Origin of the sequence: Lichenifustis flavocetrariae (assembly GCF_026130545.1) — a bacterium.
Classification (GTDB): Bacteria; Pseudomonadota; Alphaproteobacteria; order Rhizobiales; family Beijerinckiaceae; genus Lichenihabitans; species Lichenihabitans flavocetrariae.
The window spans coordinates 88,658-107,498 of the sequence record NZ_JAMOIM010000013.1; the positions used below are offsets into that span (position 1 = coordinate 88,658).

Genomic DNA, 18,841 nt, shown 5'->3' on the forward strand with positions numbered 1-18,841 from the left:
ACATGGGCGGCGGACTTTCCGGACCCTTCATCCGCCACCCGATCGGCACCACCCTGCTGATGATCGGGCTTTTGTGCATCGGCCTTGTGGCCTATCCGCAACTGCCCGTGGCGCCCCTTCCGCAGGTGGACTTCCCAACCATTCAGGTTTCGGCCTCCCTGCCCGGCGGCAGCCCGGAAACCATGGCCTCGTCGGTTGCCCAGCCCCTTGAGCGCCAGTTCGCCCAGATCCCCGGTGTGGCGCAGCTGACGTCGATCAGTTCGCTCGGGTCGAGCAGTGTGACGATCCAGTTCGATCTTGATCGAAACATCGACGCCGCGGCCGGCGACGTGCAGTCCGCGATCAATGCCGCGAGCGGCCAGCTTCCAAAGAGTCTCCCGAGCCCGCCAACCTACCGCAAGGTGAACCCTGCGGATTCGCCGATCCTGCTCTTGTCGGTGACCTCTGACACACTGCCGCTCACCGAGGTCGACGACAATGCCGACACCAAGGTGGCCCAGCAGATCAGCCAGATCGCGGGTGTCAGCCAGGTGTCGATCGGCGGCGAACAGAAGCCTTCGATCCGGGTTCAGCTCGATCCGGCGAAGCTCGTCGCAAAGGGCCTGTCGCTTGAGGATGTCCGCAGTGTCATCAGCATCACGACCGTCGATTCGCCCAAGGGGAATATCGATGGCGAGCGCAATAGCTTCGTCATCTACGCCAACGACCAGCTGACTGCGAGCAAGGACTGGAACGACGTCATCGTTGCCTATCGCAACGGCGGGCCCGTGCGCATCCGCGATATCGGTCAGGCCGTCACCGGCCCCGAGAATGCCAAAAATGCCGCCTGGGCCAATGGCAAACGCGGCGTGTTCCTCGTCATTTTCAAGCAGCCCGGCGCGAACGTCATCGACATCGTCGATAAGATCAAGGCCGAGCTCCCACGGCTGCAGGCGTCGATTCCACCCGCGATCAAACTCGGCGTCCTCAGTGATCGGACGACGACGATCCGGGCCGCCGTCGATGACGTTCAGTACACTCTGTTGCTGACGATCGCGCTCGTCGTGATGGTGATTTTCCTGTTCCTGCGGAGCGTCTGGGCGACCATCATCCCGTCGATCACGGTGCCACTCGCACTGCTCGGCACCTGCGCCCTGATGTGGGCCTGCGGCTACAGCCTCGACAACCTTTCGCTGATGGCCCTGACGATCGCGGTCGGCTTCGTGGTCGACGACGCGATCGTCATGCTGGAAAACATCAGCCGGCATATCGAGGAGGGCGAGCAGCCGCGCGCCGCGGCTTTCCGGGGCGCCGGCGAGATCGGCTTCACGATCATGTCGATCAGTGTGTCGCTGATCGCCGTGCTGATCCCCCTCCTGATGATGTCAGGCATCATCGGCCGCCTGTTCCGCGAATTCTCCATCACCTTGGCCATGACCATCGTGGTGTCGGCTTTCGTGTCGCTGACCCTGACGCCCATGATGGCGTCACGCTTCCTGAAGCCCCACGACCAGGAGCAGCACGGACGCATCTACAAGGCGAGCGAACGTTTCTTCGACGGCATGCTCGGGGCCTATGAGCGCGGGCTGGACGTCTGCCTGAAGTTCAAATTCATCACATTCCTGGTGTTCCTCGGAACCGTCGCGCTCACGGTCCATCTATTCAACGTCATTCCCAAGGGCTTCTTCCCCCAACAGGATATCGGCCTGATCGTCGGCACATCGGAAGCCGCGCAGGATATTTCCTTCAACGACATGAAGCGGCACCAAGAGGAACTCGGCAAGGTCGTTCAGGCCGATCCGGCCGTCGCGACGGTCGCTATGGCGTTGGGGTTCGGCGGTTTCGCGGAGAACAACGGCCGGTTCTTCATCACCCTGAAGCCGCTTGATCAGCGGGATGCCTCGGCCCAGCAGGTCATCGCACGCCTGCGCCCGAAGCTTGCCAAGATCCAGGGCGCGCAGCTGTTCCTGCAAGCCTCGCAGGACGTCAACGTCGGTGGTCGCGCCTCCCGCACGCAGTTCCAGTACACGCTGCAAGACGCCAACCTTGACGAACTCAATCTTTGGTCGCCCAAGGTTTTGGCGAAGCTGAAGAGCCTTCCGGAACTGCGCGACGTCGCCAGCGACCAGCAGACCGAGGGCAACACCCTGACGCTGAAGATCGATCGCGACCAGGCATCACGCTATGGGATCACGCCGCAGCTCATCGACGATACATTGTACGATGCATTCGGGCAGCGGCAGGTCACTCAATACTTCACGCAGCTGAACAGCTATCACGTCATTCTCGAAATCCTGCCGCAGATGCAGGGCCAGACCGAAAGTCTCGACAAGATCTACATCAAAGCCCCTGCCACGGGCGGCATGGTCCCGATCTCCGCCATCGCGGCTTGGAGCACAATGCCGGTCAGGCCGCTGTCGATCAGCCACCAGGGCCAGTTCCCGGCCGTGACGATCAGCTTCAACCTCGGCGAAGGCGCAGCGCTCGGCGACGCCACCGAAGCGATCAATCGTGCCATGCGTGAGATCGCCGTTCCGGGCACCGTACAGACGACCTTCCAGGGCAACGCGCAGGCATTCCAGAAATCGCTCGCCACCGTGCCCTTGTTGATCCTGGCGGCGCTTGTGGTCGTCTACATCATCCTCGGCGTTCTTTACGAAAGCTTCATCCACCCGCTGACCATCCTGTCGACCCTCCCGTCGGCGGGCGCGGGGGCGCTTGCGATCCTTATGGCCTTCGGGTTCGACTTCTCGCTCGTGGCATTGATCGGTGTGATCTTGCTGATCGGCATCGTGAAGAAGAACGGCATCATGCTGGTCGACTTTGCGATCGTGGCGGAACGCGAGGAAGGTCTGTCGGCGGAGGCCGCGATCCGCAAGGCCGCGCTCATGCGGTTCCGGCCCATCCTCATGACCACCATGGCGGCTCTCCTGGGTGGCGTGCCCTTGATGCTCGGCCACGGCACGGGGTCGGAAATCCGGCAGCCACTCGGCTACGCGATGGTGGGTGGCCTCGCCGTGAGCCAGTTGCTGACGCTCTTCACGACACCGGTGGTCTATATCTATCTCGACAAGGTCGCCGACTGGCTCGGCGCGAACCGCCACGACGACGCCAACAAACATGACGACGAGACGCCGCTCGATCTTCCGATTTCCCAGGCCGCCGAGTAACGACGAAAAGACGGACATGTCCTCCGCAATCGTCCTCTTCTCTGGAGGGCAGGATTCCGCCACATGCCTGGCTTGGGCGCTCGAGCGCTTCGCTCATGTTGAGACGGTCGGGTTCGACTACGGCCAGCGACACCGCATCGAACTCGACATCCGCGCGCCCTACCTGCAATCCCTGCGGGACGCGTTTCCCGCCTGGGCGGGACAGCTCGGAGACGACCACCTGGTGGATCTCCGGTCGCTCGGGCAAATCAGCGACACCGCGCTGACCAGCGATGTTGCGATCACCATGGCGGCAAACGGACTGCCGAGCACCTTCGTGCCGGGCCGCAATCTCGTGTTCCTCAATTTCGCGGCCGCGATCGCCTATCGGCGCGGCATCAAGCATATCGTGACCGGCGTGTGCGAGACGGATTATTCAGGCTACCCCGACTGCCGGGACGACACGATCAAGGCGTTCCAGGTGGCCTTGAACCTCGGCATGGACAAGCGCTTCGTGATCGAAACGCCCCTGATGTGGATCGATAAAGCGGCCACCTGGGCCATGTCCGAGCAGCTCGGCGGGGATCGCTTGGTCGAACTCATCAGGACGGGCACCCACACGTGCTACCTCGGCGATCGAAGCACGTTGCATGCGTGGGGTTATGGGTGCGGCACGTGCCCGGCGTGCGGACTCCGGGCCGATGGGTGGGTTCGCTACCAGAACAGCCTCTCCTGGGCCCGGCCGGATTAGCGCCGCACGATCGATGCCGATCCGGTCGTGTTCGTACGACCGGTTCCCACCCGGCGAAGCTCGCCGAGCGGGAAGAGCCCTCAGCGCGCCGCCACCACGGTCTTCTGCGGGTTCGCGGGGATGAACCAGGCCAGGAGGCCGATCGCCGGCAGGAATGAGCAGACCTTGTACACGAAGGCGATGCTCGTGTGGTCAGCCAACTGACCGAGCACGGCCGCTCCAAGTCCACCCGTGCCGAAGGCGAGCCCGAAGAACAATCCGGCGATCATGCCGACGCTGTTCGGCATCAGGTCCTGCGCGTAAACAACAATCGCCGAAAAGGCAGACGACAGAATGAGACCGATGAGCACGGCCAAGATGCTGGTCCAGAACAGATTGGCGTAAGGCAGCGCCAGGGTGAATGGCAACACGCCCAGGATCGAGATCCAGATCACATATTTTCGCCCGATGCGGTCGCCGATGGGGCCACCCACGAGCGTGCCCACTGCGACGGCCGCCAGGAACAGGAAGAGCTGCAGCTGTGCGTGTTCGACGGACACATGGAATTTGTCGATCAGATAGAAGGTGAAATAGCTGCTCATGCTGGCGAGGTAGAACTGCTTCGAGAAAACCAGCAGCACCAGAACGGCCATCACCATCCGGACCTTGGCCTTGGAATGGACCGAAACAGCCGCCGCCGTCTTGGCCTTCGCGGCCCGCAGGTTGGCGGAATACCATTGCGCGACCTTGAATAGGATGATGGCGGCGAGAACGGCCGCGGGCGAGAACCAGGCGATGCTGCCCTGCCCGTGCCGAACGACGATCCAGGCCGCCAGGAGCGGCCCGAGTGCCGTGCCGAAATAGCCGCCGACCTGGAACAGGCTCTGGGCGAAACCATGCCTTCCTCCGGACGCTGCGCGGGCGATCCGCGACGATTCCGGATGGAAGATTGACGACCCGACGCCGACCAGCGAGGCCGCGATCAGCAAGACCGTATAGTTCGGCGCAGCCGACAGGAGCAAAAGCCCCAGGAGGCTAACCCCCATGCCCACAGGCAACAGGAAAGGACGCGGCCGCTTGTCCGTGGCGTAGCCGATCCACGGCTGCAGCAGCGACGCTGTGAGCTGGAACGCAAGGGTAATGAGACCGATCTGCCCGAAGTCGAGCGCGAACTTCTCCTTGAGGATCGGGTAGATGGCCGGCACGAGCGACTGCACGAGGTCGTTCAGCCCATGCGTCAGGCTTACCCCATAAAGCACCAAGGTCGCCCCGCCGGCTCCCGCCGCTACGGCGCGGCCCCGTCCGGCCGCCGTCGTGCTCGCCCCCGCCGGCACCCCGGCGCCTTCCAGTCTCGCATCCATGTGAACTACCTATCGGGACGCTCCAGCGCCCCCCAAACAGCATCGCCTCCATGGCTGCCAAAATATTGAGCAAACCGATGCGGTGCTTCCGACGCACGCCCGACATGGGCGTTCCGGATTGGTTGTAAGGCTTTACTCCCGATCGTCGAGAGCGCAATCAATTGATCCGCATAGCTGGCATTTCAGTGTCGCAGGCGCGGTGCCGTAAAATTGAAGGTGGTGGCACTGATTTTTGCGAGTCATACGGGCAGGAACCGCCCGGGCGAAGCGTCGCCGGCGTGCGGGCCCTATGGCGAATTTGGGCCCTTGTTTCGCCCGTGGATCGTCCCGCGACCTCGCAGAGGAAGCAGAATCTAAAAGCGTGCAGGTAACGGGCATCTGCCCGATCGTGATACTTGCACCAGCCTAGCTCAAGGTTTATTCCACGGTAAGAACGATACTGAGACACCCTCCGGGACATGCTTCTCCCGTTGGATTGGGATCTGTCACTTCTCAGTCACGCCCGGAAGCTTTGCATCCAAGGCTGGCGCGTATCGCTTGTGTTGTCTCACGTTTACGGGAAGACACATGGGGGGACGTGCAGATTGTGAGTTGAGACGACCAAACAGATGTCATTCGCCACCGCTGCCGAACATCCCCTAGGCGCATCACCCAGGTCCGACGAACTCCACAAAACCATTGCACGCGCCACGCAGGCCCTCCGATCGCAGCAGCGCAAGGATGGGCATTTCGCGTTCGAGCTTGAAGCCGACGCCACAATACCCTCCGAATATATCCTCCTGAAGCACTTCCTCGGTGAACCCGACATTGAGATGGAGCGCAAGATCGGCGTCTATCTGCGCCGGGTTCAAGGGGCCGATGGTGGCTGGCCACTGGTGCATGGCGGCGACCTCAACATGTCGGCGTCCGTGAAGGCCTATTTTGCCCTCAAGATGATCGGCGACTCGGTCGATGCGCCCCACATGCTGCGTGCGCGCGACGCGATTTTAGCGCATGGCGGCGCCTCTCAGGTCAATGTCTTCACGCGCAACACGCTGGCGCTCTTCGGTGAGGTTCCCTGGCGGGCGGTTCCGGTCATGCCGGTTGAGATCATGCTGCTGCCGGCCTGGTTTCCCTTCCATCTCAACAAAGTCTCCTATTGGGCGCGCACCACCCTCGTGCCCATGATGGTGCTGGCCGCCCTGAAGCCGATCGCGGTCAACCCGCGTCGCATCGGCATCCGCGAACTTTTCCTGACGCCGCCGGAACGCGAACGGCATTGGCCGACGGCACAACAGGACCTGAAGGTCTGGGGTGCCGTATTCGCGGCGATCGACGCGGTTCTGCACAAAGTGGAGCCCTTCTTCTCCAAGGCCGTGCGGCGGCGCGCCATCGACAAGGCGGTCGCATTTACGATCGAGCACCTGAACGGGGAGGACGGCCTCGGGGCCATCTACCCGGCCATGGCGAATACGGTCATGATGTTCCAACGGCTCGGCTATTCTCCGGACTTGCCCGAGGTGAAGCTCGCCCGCGCTTCGATCGAGAAGCTGATGGTGGTCAACGAGCACGAGGCTTATTGTCAACCTTGCCTTTCGCCGATCTGGGACACGGCCTTGTCGGCACAGGCGCTGCTTGAGACTGGCGATGATGGCGAAGCAACTGCACAACGCGGCCTCGACTGGTTGATCCCGCGCCAGGTTCTCGACGTTGTCGGCGACTGGGCGCACAACCGGCCCAACGTCCGGCCGGGTGGCTGGGCCTTTCAATACGAAAATCCGCACTATCCGGATCTCGACGACACCGCCGTTGTGGTGATGGCCATGGACCGTCTGGCCGGCAAGCCCGGCGGCGAACGCTACAAGGAAGCGATCGCGCGCGGTCGCGAGTGGGTCGTCGGCCTTCAGAGCAAGAATGGCGGCTGGGGCGCGTTCGAAGCCGATAACGTCCATTATCATCTCAATGCCATTCCGTTCGCCGACCATGGTGCTCTGCTAGACCCGCCGACCGCCGACGTGACCGGCCGCTGTGTGTCCATGCTGGCGCAACTCGGAGAGCGGATGGAGACAAGCGAGCCGCTGCGCCGCGGTGTCGAATATCTCATGCGCGAACAGGAACCGAACGGAAGCTGGTTCGGCCGATGGGGCGTCAACTACATCTACGGCACCTGGTCGGTCCTTATCGCCCTCAATGCAGCCGGGATCGATCATGCCAGCGGACCGATCCGGCGCGCGGTCGATTGGCTCCTGTCGATCCAGAATCCCGATGGCGGTTGGGGGGAAAGCGATCTGAGCTACGAGGCGAATAGGGCGGGACACCGCGCTGCGCCCAGCACGGCCTCGCAGACCGCCTGGGCGACGCTTGGCTTGATGGCGGCCGGTGAGGTCGACCATCCGGCTGTCGCGCGCGGAATTGCCTACCTCATGGAAAGGCAGGATGCCGACGGGTTCTGGCCCGAGGAATCCTTCACCGGGACGGGCTTCGCACGCGTCTTCTATCTTCGCTACCACGGTTATTCGAAGTTCTTTCCACTTTGGGCCACAGCCCGATTTCGCAACCTCAAGGCCGGCAACACAAAGACCGTGATGATCGGCATGTAATGACGGAGGCGCCTCCCTCCGTCATCGTCCTGGCCGTCACGGGGCTCGTTGCCGAGGCTCGTATCGTGCGCGCGAACGGTGTCGGCACCGTCGCGGGGGGAGGCAATGCGACAAGGCTCGCATCTTTGCTGAAAGCTCAGCTCAGCCAGGGTGCCCGTGGCGTGATCAGCATCGGCATTGCGGGCGGTCTTGCGCCGAGCCTCAAAGCCGGAGCCATCGTCATTGCCGACAGGATCCTGGAGGGCTCGACGGGCTGGCCCACGGATCCTGTCTGGTGTCGCGCCCTTGCGGGTTCTCTCCCCGACGCCTTCCTTGGTGCGCTCTGCGGCGTGGATCAGCCTATCGCAGGGACTGACGCCAAGGCGGCGTTGCACGCTCGCGCCGGTGCTCTCGCGGTCGACATGGAATCGCATGTGGCAGCCCGGCTTGCGGCCAGCTTCGCCCTGCCCTTTGCGGCGCTCCGGGTCGTGGCCGACCCGGCGTCACGGTCCCTGCCGCAGGCTGCCTTGGTCGGCATGCGGCCGGACGGAACGACCGACGTTGCCGCCGTGCTGCGCGCCCTCCTCCGGCGGCCGGGCGACCTAGCGGGCCTGATCCACACGGCCCGCGACGCGCAGGCCGCGTTCCAGTCGCTGAAGCGCGTCTGTGCGAAGCTCAACGCGCCCCTTGGTTTCCCGTATCGCTAACGAGCCAGACGGACGCGCCACATGAGCCCACGCGGCTGATTGGCGGGCATGTTTCGGATTGACAGGTCTGCGCCGAACAGACACTCGAACCACAAAAAAGGACGCCCGAAGGCGTCCTTTTGACCGTCAAACCAAAAAGTTCGTTTATTCCGCCGCTTCGAGCGAGACAGGCCGGTTCTCCGCCGCGCGACGGTCGGCGACTTGTTTTTCCTTTTCCGTGATCTCGGTCAGCTTCTGCTCGACATGACGGGAGAACATGTACTCAGCCGGCCGCTGGTTCGCGAGCGAGATCTCAGGAGCCATCTTACCGGTCGTCCTGACCCCGCGCAGTGTCACCATCAAGGCCTTCAGCGGGTGCTTGATCGTGTCGGTGACAGCGGTGGCCTCGAAGCCGCAGTGGACCATGCAGTCGGCGCATTTCTCGTAGTTGCCGGTGCCGTATTTGTCCCAGTCGGTGTTTTCCATCAGCTCTTTGAAGGTCTTCACATAGCCTTCGCCGAGCAGATAGCAGGGCTTCTGCCACCCGAAGACCGTTCGGGTCGGGTTGCCCCAGGGCGTGCACTGATAGGTCTGGTTGCCGGCCAGGAAATCCATGAACATGAGAGACTGGAAGATCGGCCACGCTTTGCCGCCTTTGCCGCGAGACAGAATGCCTCGGAACAATTCCTTGGTCTTGGCGCGGTTGAGGAAGTGTTTCTGGTCGGGCGCCCGCTCATAGGCATAGCCCGGCGACACGGTGATACCGTCGACACCCATCGCCTTCATTTCGTCGAAGAAGGCAGCGGCCCGCGCCGGATCAGCGTCGTTGAACAGGGTCGTGTTGATATTGACCCGAAAACCCTTGGCCTTGGCGGCCTTCATGGCCGCAATGCACTTGTCGTAAACACCACTGCGGCACACGGAGCGGTCGTGCATCTCCTTGTCGCCGTCGAGGTGGACCGACCAATTGAAATATTCGCTCGGCTTGTATTGGCTCATCTTCTTTTCGAGAAGGAGCGCGTTGGTGCAAACCGTGACGTATTTCTTCTTGGCGATCGCGCCTTCGACGATCTGCGGCAATTCCTTGTGCAGGAGCGGCTCGCCGCCGGCGATGACCACGACAGGCGCACCACATTCGTCGATCGCCTGCATCGCATCCTCGTAGGAGATGCGCTGATTCAGGATCTTGTCGGGATAGTCGATCTTGCCGCAGCCCGCACAGGCGAGGTTGCAGCGAAACAACGGCTCGAGCATCAGCACGAGCGGGTATCGTTTAACCCCCATGACGTGCTTCTTGACGACGTAAGCTCCGATCCGTGCGGCTTGAAGAAGCGGAATACCCAAATCGAACTCCTCGGAAAGCCGCTGAAGGGCCTTCGTTCAGTTGGTGGATCAGCGTGATCCACCTGGCGCCTCGCCGTTCTTTCCCGCACCGCACAAGCGGACGGATGCGAAGCTCGTCCAAGACTTTGGTGGTAGAAAAAACAGGTTAATGCCGCAACCAGGATTCGGTCGCGGCACATAACCGGTTGGAGAAGGTTGCGTCTCTGCAACATACCAGCGGCATGCACCAAGTTTTTGCCGCAGTGCAGCCACAGGTGTGACACGCGCGCTGGATCATGACGGTTAAATGTTAGGGTTAAGCTCCTTTTAAGTGCTTGCTGGCAGGGTCACCGACGTTGGCACGGCGCCGTAGTGGATCTCCGCTTCGCGCCTAGACGAAGGAAATCCACGTATGGGCGCTTGCAAAGCCCTCATTCTGGCAGGCGCCGTGGTCATCGGCCCCGCCACACTCGCAGTGGCGGCTGATCTGCCGCCTCCCCCCATGATCGAGGCTCCCCCGGAACCCGTCGAAGTCAGCGGATGGTACCTTCGCGGCGACGTCGGGGTCGGCATAGCCGAGAGCCCGGACATCCGCTCGACCTTCTACGATTCGTCGTTCGCGCCCCTCAGTGGCGCAGCGCTGAACTCGACTGTCCCGAGCTTCGCCCGCAACTCGCAGCACATCGGCGACTCCGCCATCGTCGATGTCGGTATCGGTTACCAGTACAGCAGCTGGCTGCGCTTCGACGTCACGGGCGAGTATCGGACCGGACAGGATATCAGCACGCTCGAAAGCTATGGCATCCGCGGCTCGGATTACAGCTATAGCTATCAGGATGCGAATGGCGTGTCGCAGAAAGGCACCGGCACGGGGAACTATCGGGGCTTCGACCAGTACCACGGCAACGTCCAGAGCTCCGTATTCCTGTTCAATGCCTATACGGATATCGGGACGTGGTACGGCTTCACGCCATTCATCGGCGCCGGAGTCGGCGCGTCCTACAATCAGGTGACCTCGCTTTATGATGTCGGCGTAGGCGGCCCGACCATCATCGACGCGAACAACAAAAATACGGTCATCACGGGCGGTGTTGGAAACGGCGGCTACGGTTATGCCAAGAGCAGCGGTCACTTCGATCTCGCTTACGCCGCCATGGCCGGCATCGACTATGCCATTTCGCCGGACGTGAAGCTCGAACTCTCCTACCGCTACCTGAACATGGGCGAAGCCAAATCAGGCTTCATCAATTGCGTGAACAGCACGGGATGCGTGTCGGAGAAACACAGCTACAGCCTCGCCTCGAATGACATCCGGCTCGGCTTCCGCTGGCTCTTCACAGATGTCACGCCCTACCAGCCTGTCGTCTACCCAGCCCCACCCATCGTTCGCAAATACTGAAGGGTTCGGGCCCACATCAATGCCGAAACAGGCCGGCGTTCCGGCCTGTTTTTTTGTTTGCCGATCCTCGAAGCAAGAAGGCTCTGTTTGCCAGAGCGATTCCAGCCAGGCTCAAGCCTGGCGCGCTAGGTTGTCGATGTGAAGACGCTGCCGTCGTGCGGCACCCTCCTTCGGAACCGCCTCCGTGAAATTATTGATCGTCATATGGTCGTCGCTTGTGGTCAGCGGGCTGACCGGCGGGGTCGCGGAAGCGGCCGACCTCGCACCTCTGTACGGACAGCCCGACAATGAGGAAGCGTTCCCGCCCCAGCAATACACATTCGGTACCGGCTGGTACCTCAGGGGCGATCTGACGGCATCCGACGACGTGAAACTCAACACGCTCGGAACCCTCACGGACAAGCGCGACTGGAACTACGGTGTCGGCGGCGGCGTCGGTTACAAGTTCAACGATTATTTTCGCGCCGATGTGACAGGCGACTATCTTGGCACGCAAAAGTCGATCGAGCGAAGCGCCGACAGTTTCGGCACTATTTCGACGCTGAAATCCAACCTTCGACGCTTCGATGGTCTCGTCAACGCCTATATCGACCTTGGCACTTGGGGCGGCTTCACGCCCTATATTGGTGCGGGTGTCGGCTTTGCAGGTCTGCGCCTCGACGGATCCAGCGTGAACACGCCCCTAGGAGCCAAATCGCACTACACCAAATATTCCGGCGAAACACGCTACGACCTCGCCTGGGCCGCAATGGCGGGCCTCACCTACAGCGTTTCCGCCAACCTTCTGGTCGATATCGGCTACCGCTATCTCGATCTCGGGACCTACAAGGCACCCAACATCCCCTCCTCGCCGTTCAACGCGGCTAAGACGGACCTGAACGCGCACGAAATCCGCGCCGGTCTTCGCTACATGATCTACTAGCCGTCGCAGACTTGCCATGTAGCGTCGCATCAGCTACATCCTGCGGTGGGACACCTCTCCCCAACGAGAGGCGCTCATCTGTAAGGATGGCCAGTGATGACGATATCGGTACCCGGCGCGCGCCCGGTGAATGCGTGCTTTTCCAGCGGCCCTTGCGCCAAGCGCCCCGGCTGGAGCCTCGATGCCCTGAAGGGCGCCGTTCTCGGTCGATCCCACCGTGCGAAGGCCGGCAAGGCCAAGTTGCAGCAGGCGATCGACCTTACCCGTGAAATTCTCCAGGTTCCTGCCGACTACCGGATCGGCATTGTGCCGGCCTCCGACACCGGCGCGGTTGAAATGGCGATGTGGTCGCTCCTCGGCGAGCGGCCGGTCGATGTGGTGGCCTGGGAAAGTTTCGGCGAGGGCTGGGTCACCGACGCGGTGAAGCAGCTCAAACTGGCCGACGCCCGCGTCCTCAAGGCCGGCTACGGCGAGATCGTCGATTTCACCACCATCGACTTCGATCATGATGTCGTCTTCACCTGGAACGGCACGACCTCCGGTGTGCGCCTGCCGAACGCCGATCTCATTCCGGCCGACCGCAAGGGGCTCACGATCTGCGACGCGACCTCGGCCGCCTTCGCCCAAGGGCTGGATTTCCAGAAACTCGATGTCGTGACCTTCTCGTGGCAGAAGGTGCTGGGCGGCGAAGCCGCCCACGGCATGCTGATCCTGTCGCCGCGCGCCGTGACCCGGCTCGAATCCTACGCGCCGGCCTGGCCACTTCCGAAGATCTTCCGGCTTACCGCCAAAGGTAAGCTGATCGAAGGTATCTTCTCGGGCGAAACCATCAACACGCCGTCGCTTCTCTGCACCGAGGACTACATTGACGCCTTGCAATGGGCGGCATCGATCGGCGGCCTGGAAGGGCTGATCGGCCGGGCCGATGCCAATGCCAAAGCGCTGAACGATTGGGTCGACCGGACGCCTTGGATCGCCAATCTCGCCGCGGATCCGGCGATCCGCTCGAACACTTCCGTCTGCCTCAAGGTCGTCGACCCGAAGATCGCGTCGCTGCCGGCCGAGGGACAGGCGGCTTTCGCCAAGACACTGGCGGCGAGCCTAGAGAAGGAAAAGGTCGCCTACGACATCGCCTCCTACCGCGATGCTCCGGCCGGCTTGCGCATCTGGTGCGGCGCGACGGTCGAAACGTCCGACGTCGAGGCCCTGACCCTCTGGCTCGACTGGGCCTATGCCAAGGCCACGTCAGAGCTGAAGGCAGCGGCCTAGCAGATCTATTTCCCCCTTCTCCTGCGCGAGCGGGAGAAGGTGCCGGCAGGCGGATGAGGGTCAGCTCGGCCTTGGACCGCCCCGTTTTCCCTCATCCGACCTCGCTTCGCGAGGCCACCTTCTCGGCTCGTGCCGGAGAAGGGTTTTCCCATAGGACTCACCATGGCTCCCCGCGTCCTGATCTCCGATTCCCTCTCCCCCGCCGCCGTCGCGATCTTCAAAGAGCGCGGCGTCGAGGTCGACGTCAAATCCAACCTCGACAAGGACCAGCTCGCCGCGATCATCGGCGACTATGATGGCCTGGCGATCCGGTCGAACACCAAAGTCACCGCGAAGCTGCTCGAATCCGCGACCCGGCTGAAAGTGGTCGGCCGCGCCGGCATCGGGGTCGACAATGTCGACATTCCGGCCGCGACCGCCAAGGGCGTGATCGTCATGAACACCCCTTTCGGCAACTCGATCACCACGGCAGAACACGCCATCGCGTTGATGTTCGCGCTGGCCCGCGAACTCCCGGCCGCCGACGCCTCGACCCAGGCCGGCAAATGGGAGAAGAACCGCTTCATGGGCGTCGAGATCACCGGCAAGGTCCTGGGGATCATCGGCTGCGGCAATATCGGCTCGATCGTGGCCGACCGGGCGATCGGGCTCAAGATGCGGGTCATTGCCTATGATCCCTTCCTGTCGCCCGAACGCGCCCTGGATCTCGGCGTCGAAAAGGTCGAACTCGACGATCTCCTGGCCCGCGCCGATATCATCACCCTGCACGTTCCGATGACGCCGCAAACCAAGAACGTGCTCTCGGCCGAGAACCTCGCCAAGACCAAGAAGGGCGTGCGCATCATCAATTGCGCCCGCGGCGGCCTGGTCGACGAAGACGCCTTGCGCAAGCTGCTCGACGAGGGACACGTGGCAGGTGCGGCCATCGACGTCTTCGCGGTCGAGCCCGCCAAGGAGAACGTCCTGTTCGGCCATCCGCGCGTGATCTGCACGCCGCATCTCGGAGCCGCGACCAACGAGGCGCAGGAGAATGTCGCGCTTCAGGTCGCAGAACAGATGTCGGATTACCTGATCCGGGGCGCCATCTCGAACGCCATCAACTTCCCGTCGATCACGGCCGAGGAAGCCCCCAAGCTGAAGCCGATGATCGCGCTCGCCGAAAAGCTCGGCTCCTTCGCGGGTCAGCTCACCGAGGGGCCAGTCAAGCAGGTCAAGATCATCTACGAGGGCGGCGCGGCCGATCTCAAGACCAAAGCTCTGACGGCGGCGGCCCTGGCCGGCCTGATGCGCCCGAACCTGTCGAGCATCAACGTCGTGTCGGCGCCCGCCATCGCCAAGGAACGCGGCATCGTGGTGGACGAGATCACCCGGGCGGCCGAAAGCGATTATGAGTCCTTGATTACGCTGACGGTCGTGACCGACAGCCAGGAACGATCGATCTCGGGCACAGTCTTCACCGACGGCAAGCCGCGCATCGTGTCGATCAAGAACATCAAGGTCGATGCCGAATTCGCGCCCTCGATGATCTACGTCACCAATGAGGACAAGCCAGGCTTCATCGGCCGTTTCGCCACAACCCTCGGCAATGCGGGCGTCAACATCGCGACCTTCGCGCTCGGCCGCGACCAGCAGGGTGGCTCGGCCATCGCTCTGGTCGAGGTGGATGGCGAAGTTCCCATGGCGGCGCTCGAGAAAATTCAGGTTCTTCCCGGCGTGAAGGCCGGTAAGGTGCTGCGGTTCTGATCGAGTTCCCCTTCTCCCGCGCGAGCGGGAGAAGGGATAAAGGAAACGTATATGGCCAATGTGGTTGTCGTCGGCGCCCAGTGGGGTGACGAAGGGAAGGGCAAGATCGTCGACTGGCTGTCGACGGAAGCGGATGTCGTGGTGCGCTTCCAGGGCGGCCACAACGCCGGCCACACGCTCGTCATCGGCAACCAGACCTACAAGCTGGCGCTGCTTCCTTCAGGCATCGTGCGGCCCGGGAAGCTTTCGGTCATCGGCAATGGCGTCGTGCTCGATCCGCATCATCTTGTGTCCGAGATCGCCAAGCTGCGCGGACAGGGCGTCGAGATCACCCCCGACAACCTGAAGATCGCCGAAAACGTGACGTTGATTCTCTCCCTTCACCGCGAACTCGATGCGCACCGCGAAAGCGCCATCGTGGGTGGTGTGACGATCGGCACGACCAAGCGCGGCATCGGTCCGGCCTACGAGGACAAGGTCGGACGACGGGCGATCCGGCTGATGGATCTCGCGGAGCCGGATACGCTCGACGGCAAGATCGAGCGGCTTCTCTCCCATCATAACCCACTGCGCGCGGGACTCGGCCTCCCCACGATCGCGGTCAAGACGATTCGCGATGAGCTGACGGCGGTCGCGCCGGAGGTTCTGCCTTTCATGGACGCGGCCTTCGAATTACTCGACGCCGCGCGGCGTGCCGGCAAGCGCATCCTGTTCGAAGGCGCTCAAGGGGCGATGCTCGATGTCGACCACGGCACCTATCCCTATGTGACATCGTCGAACACGGTCTCGGGCGCGGCCGCGACCGGCTCCGGTCTCGGGCCGACCTCCATCGGCTATGTCCTCGGCATTGCCAAAGCCTACACCACGCGGGTTGGCGGCGGCCCATTCCCGACCGAACTGCATGACGAGATCGGCCAGCTCATCGGCGACAAGGGCCATGAATATGGCGTCAACACAGGACGCCGCCGCCGTTGCGGCTGGTTTGACGCCGTACTGGTCCGGCAGGCGGTGAAGACTTCCGGAATCAACGGGATCGCCCTGACCAAGCTCGACATCCTCGACGGGTTCAAGGAGATCAAGATCTGCACCCGTTACAGGCTCGACGGACGCCTGATCGATCGTCTTCCGGCAAGCCAAGCCGCGCAGGAACGGATCGAGCCCGTCTACGAGACATTCGCTGGTTGGGACGGCGAAACGGGAGGCGCACGCTCCTGGGCCGACCTTCCGGCGCAGGCGATCAAATATGTGCGCTACATCGAGGAACTGATCGGCGCCCCGGTCGCCTTGCTGTCGACGAGCCCGCAGCGCGACGACACGATCCTGGTTCAAAACCCCTTCCAGGACTGAACCGTGCATCAGGCTTCCGGCAAGGATTGACGGAAGCCGGCCGGGATGCTCTGAACGGCCCATGGCCGAATATTACCCTCTGATCTCGCGCGCGGTCGCAGGTCTTCGCGATGGCGCGCCGGAGGCGCGTCAGGCCATCTACGGCCGTGCCAAACAGGCGTTGGTCGGTCAGTTGCGCGGCATGCAGCCTCCGATCCCCGAAGCGGCGATCGACAAGGAGATTGCGGCCCTCGACGAGGCAATCGCCCGAATCGAAACTGAAATCGCCTCCGCGTCGGCGCCCCCGATCGCGGATGAGGCTGTTCCCACGACTGCCGCGACGGCGGCGCCTGAACCGGCGCCCGCCGGGCTACGGCCGGCGCGACCGGCGGCGCCAATCGCGGCGCGCCCGGCAGCGCCAAGCGTCACGCCCCGGACCGAACGCGCGGTTTTCACACCGCGCGCCAGTCTTCCCGCATCCCGTCCCGCGGTGGCGGCACGGCCAAGCGCCCCGACGGTGTCCTCGGCCGAGGCTGCGACCTCTTCGCCGCCCATTCCGCCTGCGCCGGCGCCGGAGACTCCGCCTGCTCCGACGTTGCCGGTCGCCGCAACGCTGAGAGAGGCCGATCCGGTCGTTGAGCCGGTGCTGACGGATCCACCCAAGCCCGCGCCCCACCCCCATGTCGGCGAGGAGGACCGAGCAGGAGCGGTCGGCTCCATCCCGGAACTCTCTGTCGGCGAAAACCGCACCCGGGAAGAGGTGCTCCGGCCGGCCATTCCGCGCACCGAGACGCCCCGGCCCCGCAACCTGCGCGTCTGGATCGTTGCCTTCGCGGCTCTTGCCGCCGTGGTGGTCATCGCCTTGACGGCCTGGAAGCTCCGCGACAATCCAGAGGAGCTTGTACGGGTGTCGAACCCACCGCCGCAGGCGGAGGCGACGCCAGGTAAGATCGTCGAACGGGCGGACGGCGCCACCGATGATGGCGACGCCACAGAACCCGGCACGAGCCCCGCTGGCACCGGCCAAGCACAAGTTCCCGCTGCGGCTTCCTCGACGGCCGCCCTCGCGAGCGCTTCACAACCAGCCGGAGGCCAGGCCATCCCGGTGTCCTACAAGGCAGCGATCCTGATCGCCGCGCCCGATACGCCCGAAAAGATCAAGACCTATGTGGGCTCGGTGGTGTGGCGCACCGAAAATGTGGCGCAAGGGCAAGGGCAGCCGCTCGGCACGGCGGTCCGGGCCGATGTCGACATCCCGGATGCCGGGATCGGGCTCGTGATCGAGATCCGCAAGAATATCGAAGCGCAGTTTCCTGCCTCGCACACCATGGATTTGAAATTTACGATCCGTCCCGGCAGTCCTGTGAAGGGTGTGAAACAGATAGATGTCCCACAGATGCGCCGCGAGGATGCACCGACGGGCGACCCGCTGATCGGCGTGCCGGTGACGATTACGGGGAACTACTTCCTGGTCGGCCTGACGCGCGGGGATGCCGAAGCCCGCAATGTCGAGGCGATGCGAACGCGAGGCTGGTTCGATATCCCGCTCATCCTCGACGATGACAGGGCCGCCAAGATCACCTTCGAAAAAGGCGCGTCCGGAGACAGGATCCTGGCCGATGCCTTGACGGCCTGGAGCCGGCCCTGATCGAGGCGCGTGCCCAAGGCATCGCTGCCTTGGTGCTCGAAGAAAGATCGGTCCTGCCGAGGCCTGTCGAACTCATGCAGGCTTGGAAAGCCCGCATGTTCAACACTCGTTGAGACTGACTGATCGACTCAGAGGCGGTCGAGGGAGTCACGCGCCGTGCGCAGGATCTTCCGGGCCTCATCGGCTTGCTCGGCGGAAAGATTGCCGCGGCGCAGGCGTGTGAATACGGTCATACGTAAGGCCATCACCTCCTGGGCCAGAGCCGACTGGCGGATGTCGGCGGACGCTTCGTCGAGCTGGGCGTTGATGCGGTCGAGTTCGGCGCGGTTGTCTTCCAGGTAGACGCGGCCCGCCTCGGTGATCGCATAGGATCTTTTGTTGCCGTCCTGGGTCGAGATGACGAGGTCGGCCTCTTCGAGCATCTGCAGCATCGGGTAGATCGAACCGGGGCTTGGGCTGTAAGCCCCCTGGAAGCGAGCCTCGAGAGCCTTGATGATGTCATAGCCGTGCCGAGGCTCTTCGCCGATCAGTCCGAGAACCACGAGGCGCAAGGCACCAGGATCGAACATGCGTGGACCACGGCCGCCAAAAGGACCGCCGCGATGCCGCCCGAACGGCCCGCCGCGCCGCCCATGCCGTCCTCCGGGTTCCCGAAGGCCCTCTTCGGGACCATCCACCATACGGGGGCTACGCCCGCAGCGTGAAAAGAATGAATGCGCAAACATGAGACTCTCCATGCCGGACGCCC

13 protein-coding genes are annotated in these 18,841 nt (G+C 63.1%); 10 read left to right on the forward strand and 3 right to left on the reverse strand.

Going from position 1 to position 18,841, the window contains the following annotated elements; translation table 11 throughout:
* Nucleotides 1-2 precede the first annotated feature (2 nt).
* Both M8523_RS19035 and queC read left to right on the forward strand, forming a co-directional pair.
* Nucleotides 3-3,149, forward strand: coding sequence for a multidrug efflux RND transporter permease subunit (locus M8523_RS19035; RefSeq protein ID WP_282586479.1), 3,147 nt, complete (start codon nt 3-5; stop codon nt 3,147-3,149).
* Nucleotides 3,150-3,165: 16 nt separating this feature from the next.
* On the forward strand, nt 3,166-3,879 hold the full coding sequence (gene queC, locus M8523_RS19040; RefSeq protein ID WP_282586480.1) for a 7-cyano-7-deazaguanine synthase QueC: 714 nt from the start codon (nt 3,166-3,168) through the stop codon (nt 3,877-3,879).
* A gap of 80 nt (nt 3,880-3,959) precedes the next feature.
* Here queC and M8523_RS19045 read toward each other — a convergent pair whose 3' ends face one another.
* Nucleotides 3,960-5,219, reverse strand: coding sequence for an MFS transporter (locus M8523_RS19045; protein WP_282586481.1), 1,260 nt, complete (start codon nt 5,217-5,219; stop codon nt 3,960-3,962).
* A gap of 608 nt (nt 5,220-5,827) precedes the next feature.
* Between M8523_RS19045 and shc the strand changes: the two genes are divergently transcribed.
* The gene (gene shc, locus M8523_RS19050) at nt 5,828-7,798 is read left to right on the forward strand and encodes a squalene--hopene cyclase (RefSeq protein ID WP_282586482.1); all 1,971 of its coding nucleotides are present in this window, start codon (nt 5,828-5,830) and stop codon (nt 7,796-7,798) included.
* Entirely contained in the window at nt 7,798-8,484 is a 687-nt protein-coding gene (locus tag M8523_RS19055; RefSeq protein WP_282586483.1) for a phosphorylase, read from the forward strand. The genes shc and M8523_RS19055 overlap by 1 nt, the downstream gene beginning before the upstream one ends.
* Nucleotides 8,485-8,628: 144 nt before the next feature.
* Here M8523_RS19055 and hpnH read toward each other — a convergent pair whose 3' ends face one another.
* Nucleotides 8,629-9,807, reverse strand: a complete 1,179-nt coding sequence (hpnH, locus tag M8523_RS19060; protein ID WP_282586484.1) for an adenosyl-hopene transferase HpnH — start codon at nt 9,805-9,807, stop codon at nt 8,629-8,631.
* Nucleotides 9,808-10,198: 391 nt separating this feature from the next.
* Between hpnH and M8523_RS19065 the strand changes: the two genes are divergently transcribed.
* From M8523_RS19065 to M8523_RS19090, 6 genes are all read left to right on the forward strand, one after another.
* Complete coding sequence (locus tag M8523_RS19065) at nt 10,199-11,185, forward strand: outer membrane protein (protein WP_282586485.1); 987 nt, start codon at nt 10,199-10,201, stop codon at nt 11,183-11,185.
* Between the two features lie 184 nt (nt 11,186-11,369).
* On the forward strand, nt 11,370-12,107 hold the full coding sequence (locus M8523_RS19070) for an outer membrane protein (protein ID WP_282586486.1): 738 nt from the start codon (nt 11,370-11,372) through the stop codon (nt 12,105-12,107).
* 93 nt (nt 12,108-12,200) lie between these two features.
* Nucleotides 12,201-13,376: a phosphoserine transaminase gene (locus M8523_RS19075; protein ID WP_282586487.1), complete on the forward strand. Its 1,176-nt coding sequence runs from the start codon at nt 12,201-12,203 to the stop codon at nt 13,374-13,376.
* 162 nt (nt 13,377-13,538) lie between these two features.
* Nucleotides 13,539-15,119, forward strand: a complete 1,581-nt coding sequence (gene serA, locus M8523_RS19080) for a phosphoglycerate dehydrogenase (RefSeq protein WP_282586488.1) — start codon at nt 13,539-13,541, stop codon at nt 15,117-15,119.
* A gap of 51 nt (nt 15,120-15,170) precedes the next feature.
* Nucleotides 15,171-16,466, forward strand: coding sequence for an adenylosuccinate synthase (locus M8523_RS19085; RefSeq protein ID WP_282586489.1), 1,296 nt, complete (start codon nt 15,171-15,173; stop codon nt 16,464-16,466).
* 61 nt (nt 16,467-16,527) lie between these two features.
* Entirely contained in the window at nt 16,528-18,093 is a 1,566-nt protein-coding gene (locus M8523_RS19090; RefSeq protein ID WP_282586490.1) for a hypothetical protein, read from the forward strand.
* A 128-nt stretch (nt 18,094-18,221) separates the two neighbouring features.
* Here the strand turns inward: M8523_RS19090 and M8523_RS19095 are convergent, their stop codons facing one another.
* Nucleotides 18,222-18,818, reverse strand: a complete 597-nt coding sequence (locus M8523_RS19095) for a PadR family transcriptional regulator (RefSeq protein ID WP_282586491.1) — start codon at nt 18,816-18,818, stop codon at nt 18,222-18,224.
* Nucleotides 18,819-18,841: the final 23 nt, after the last annotated feature.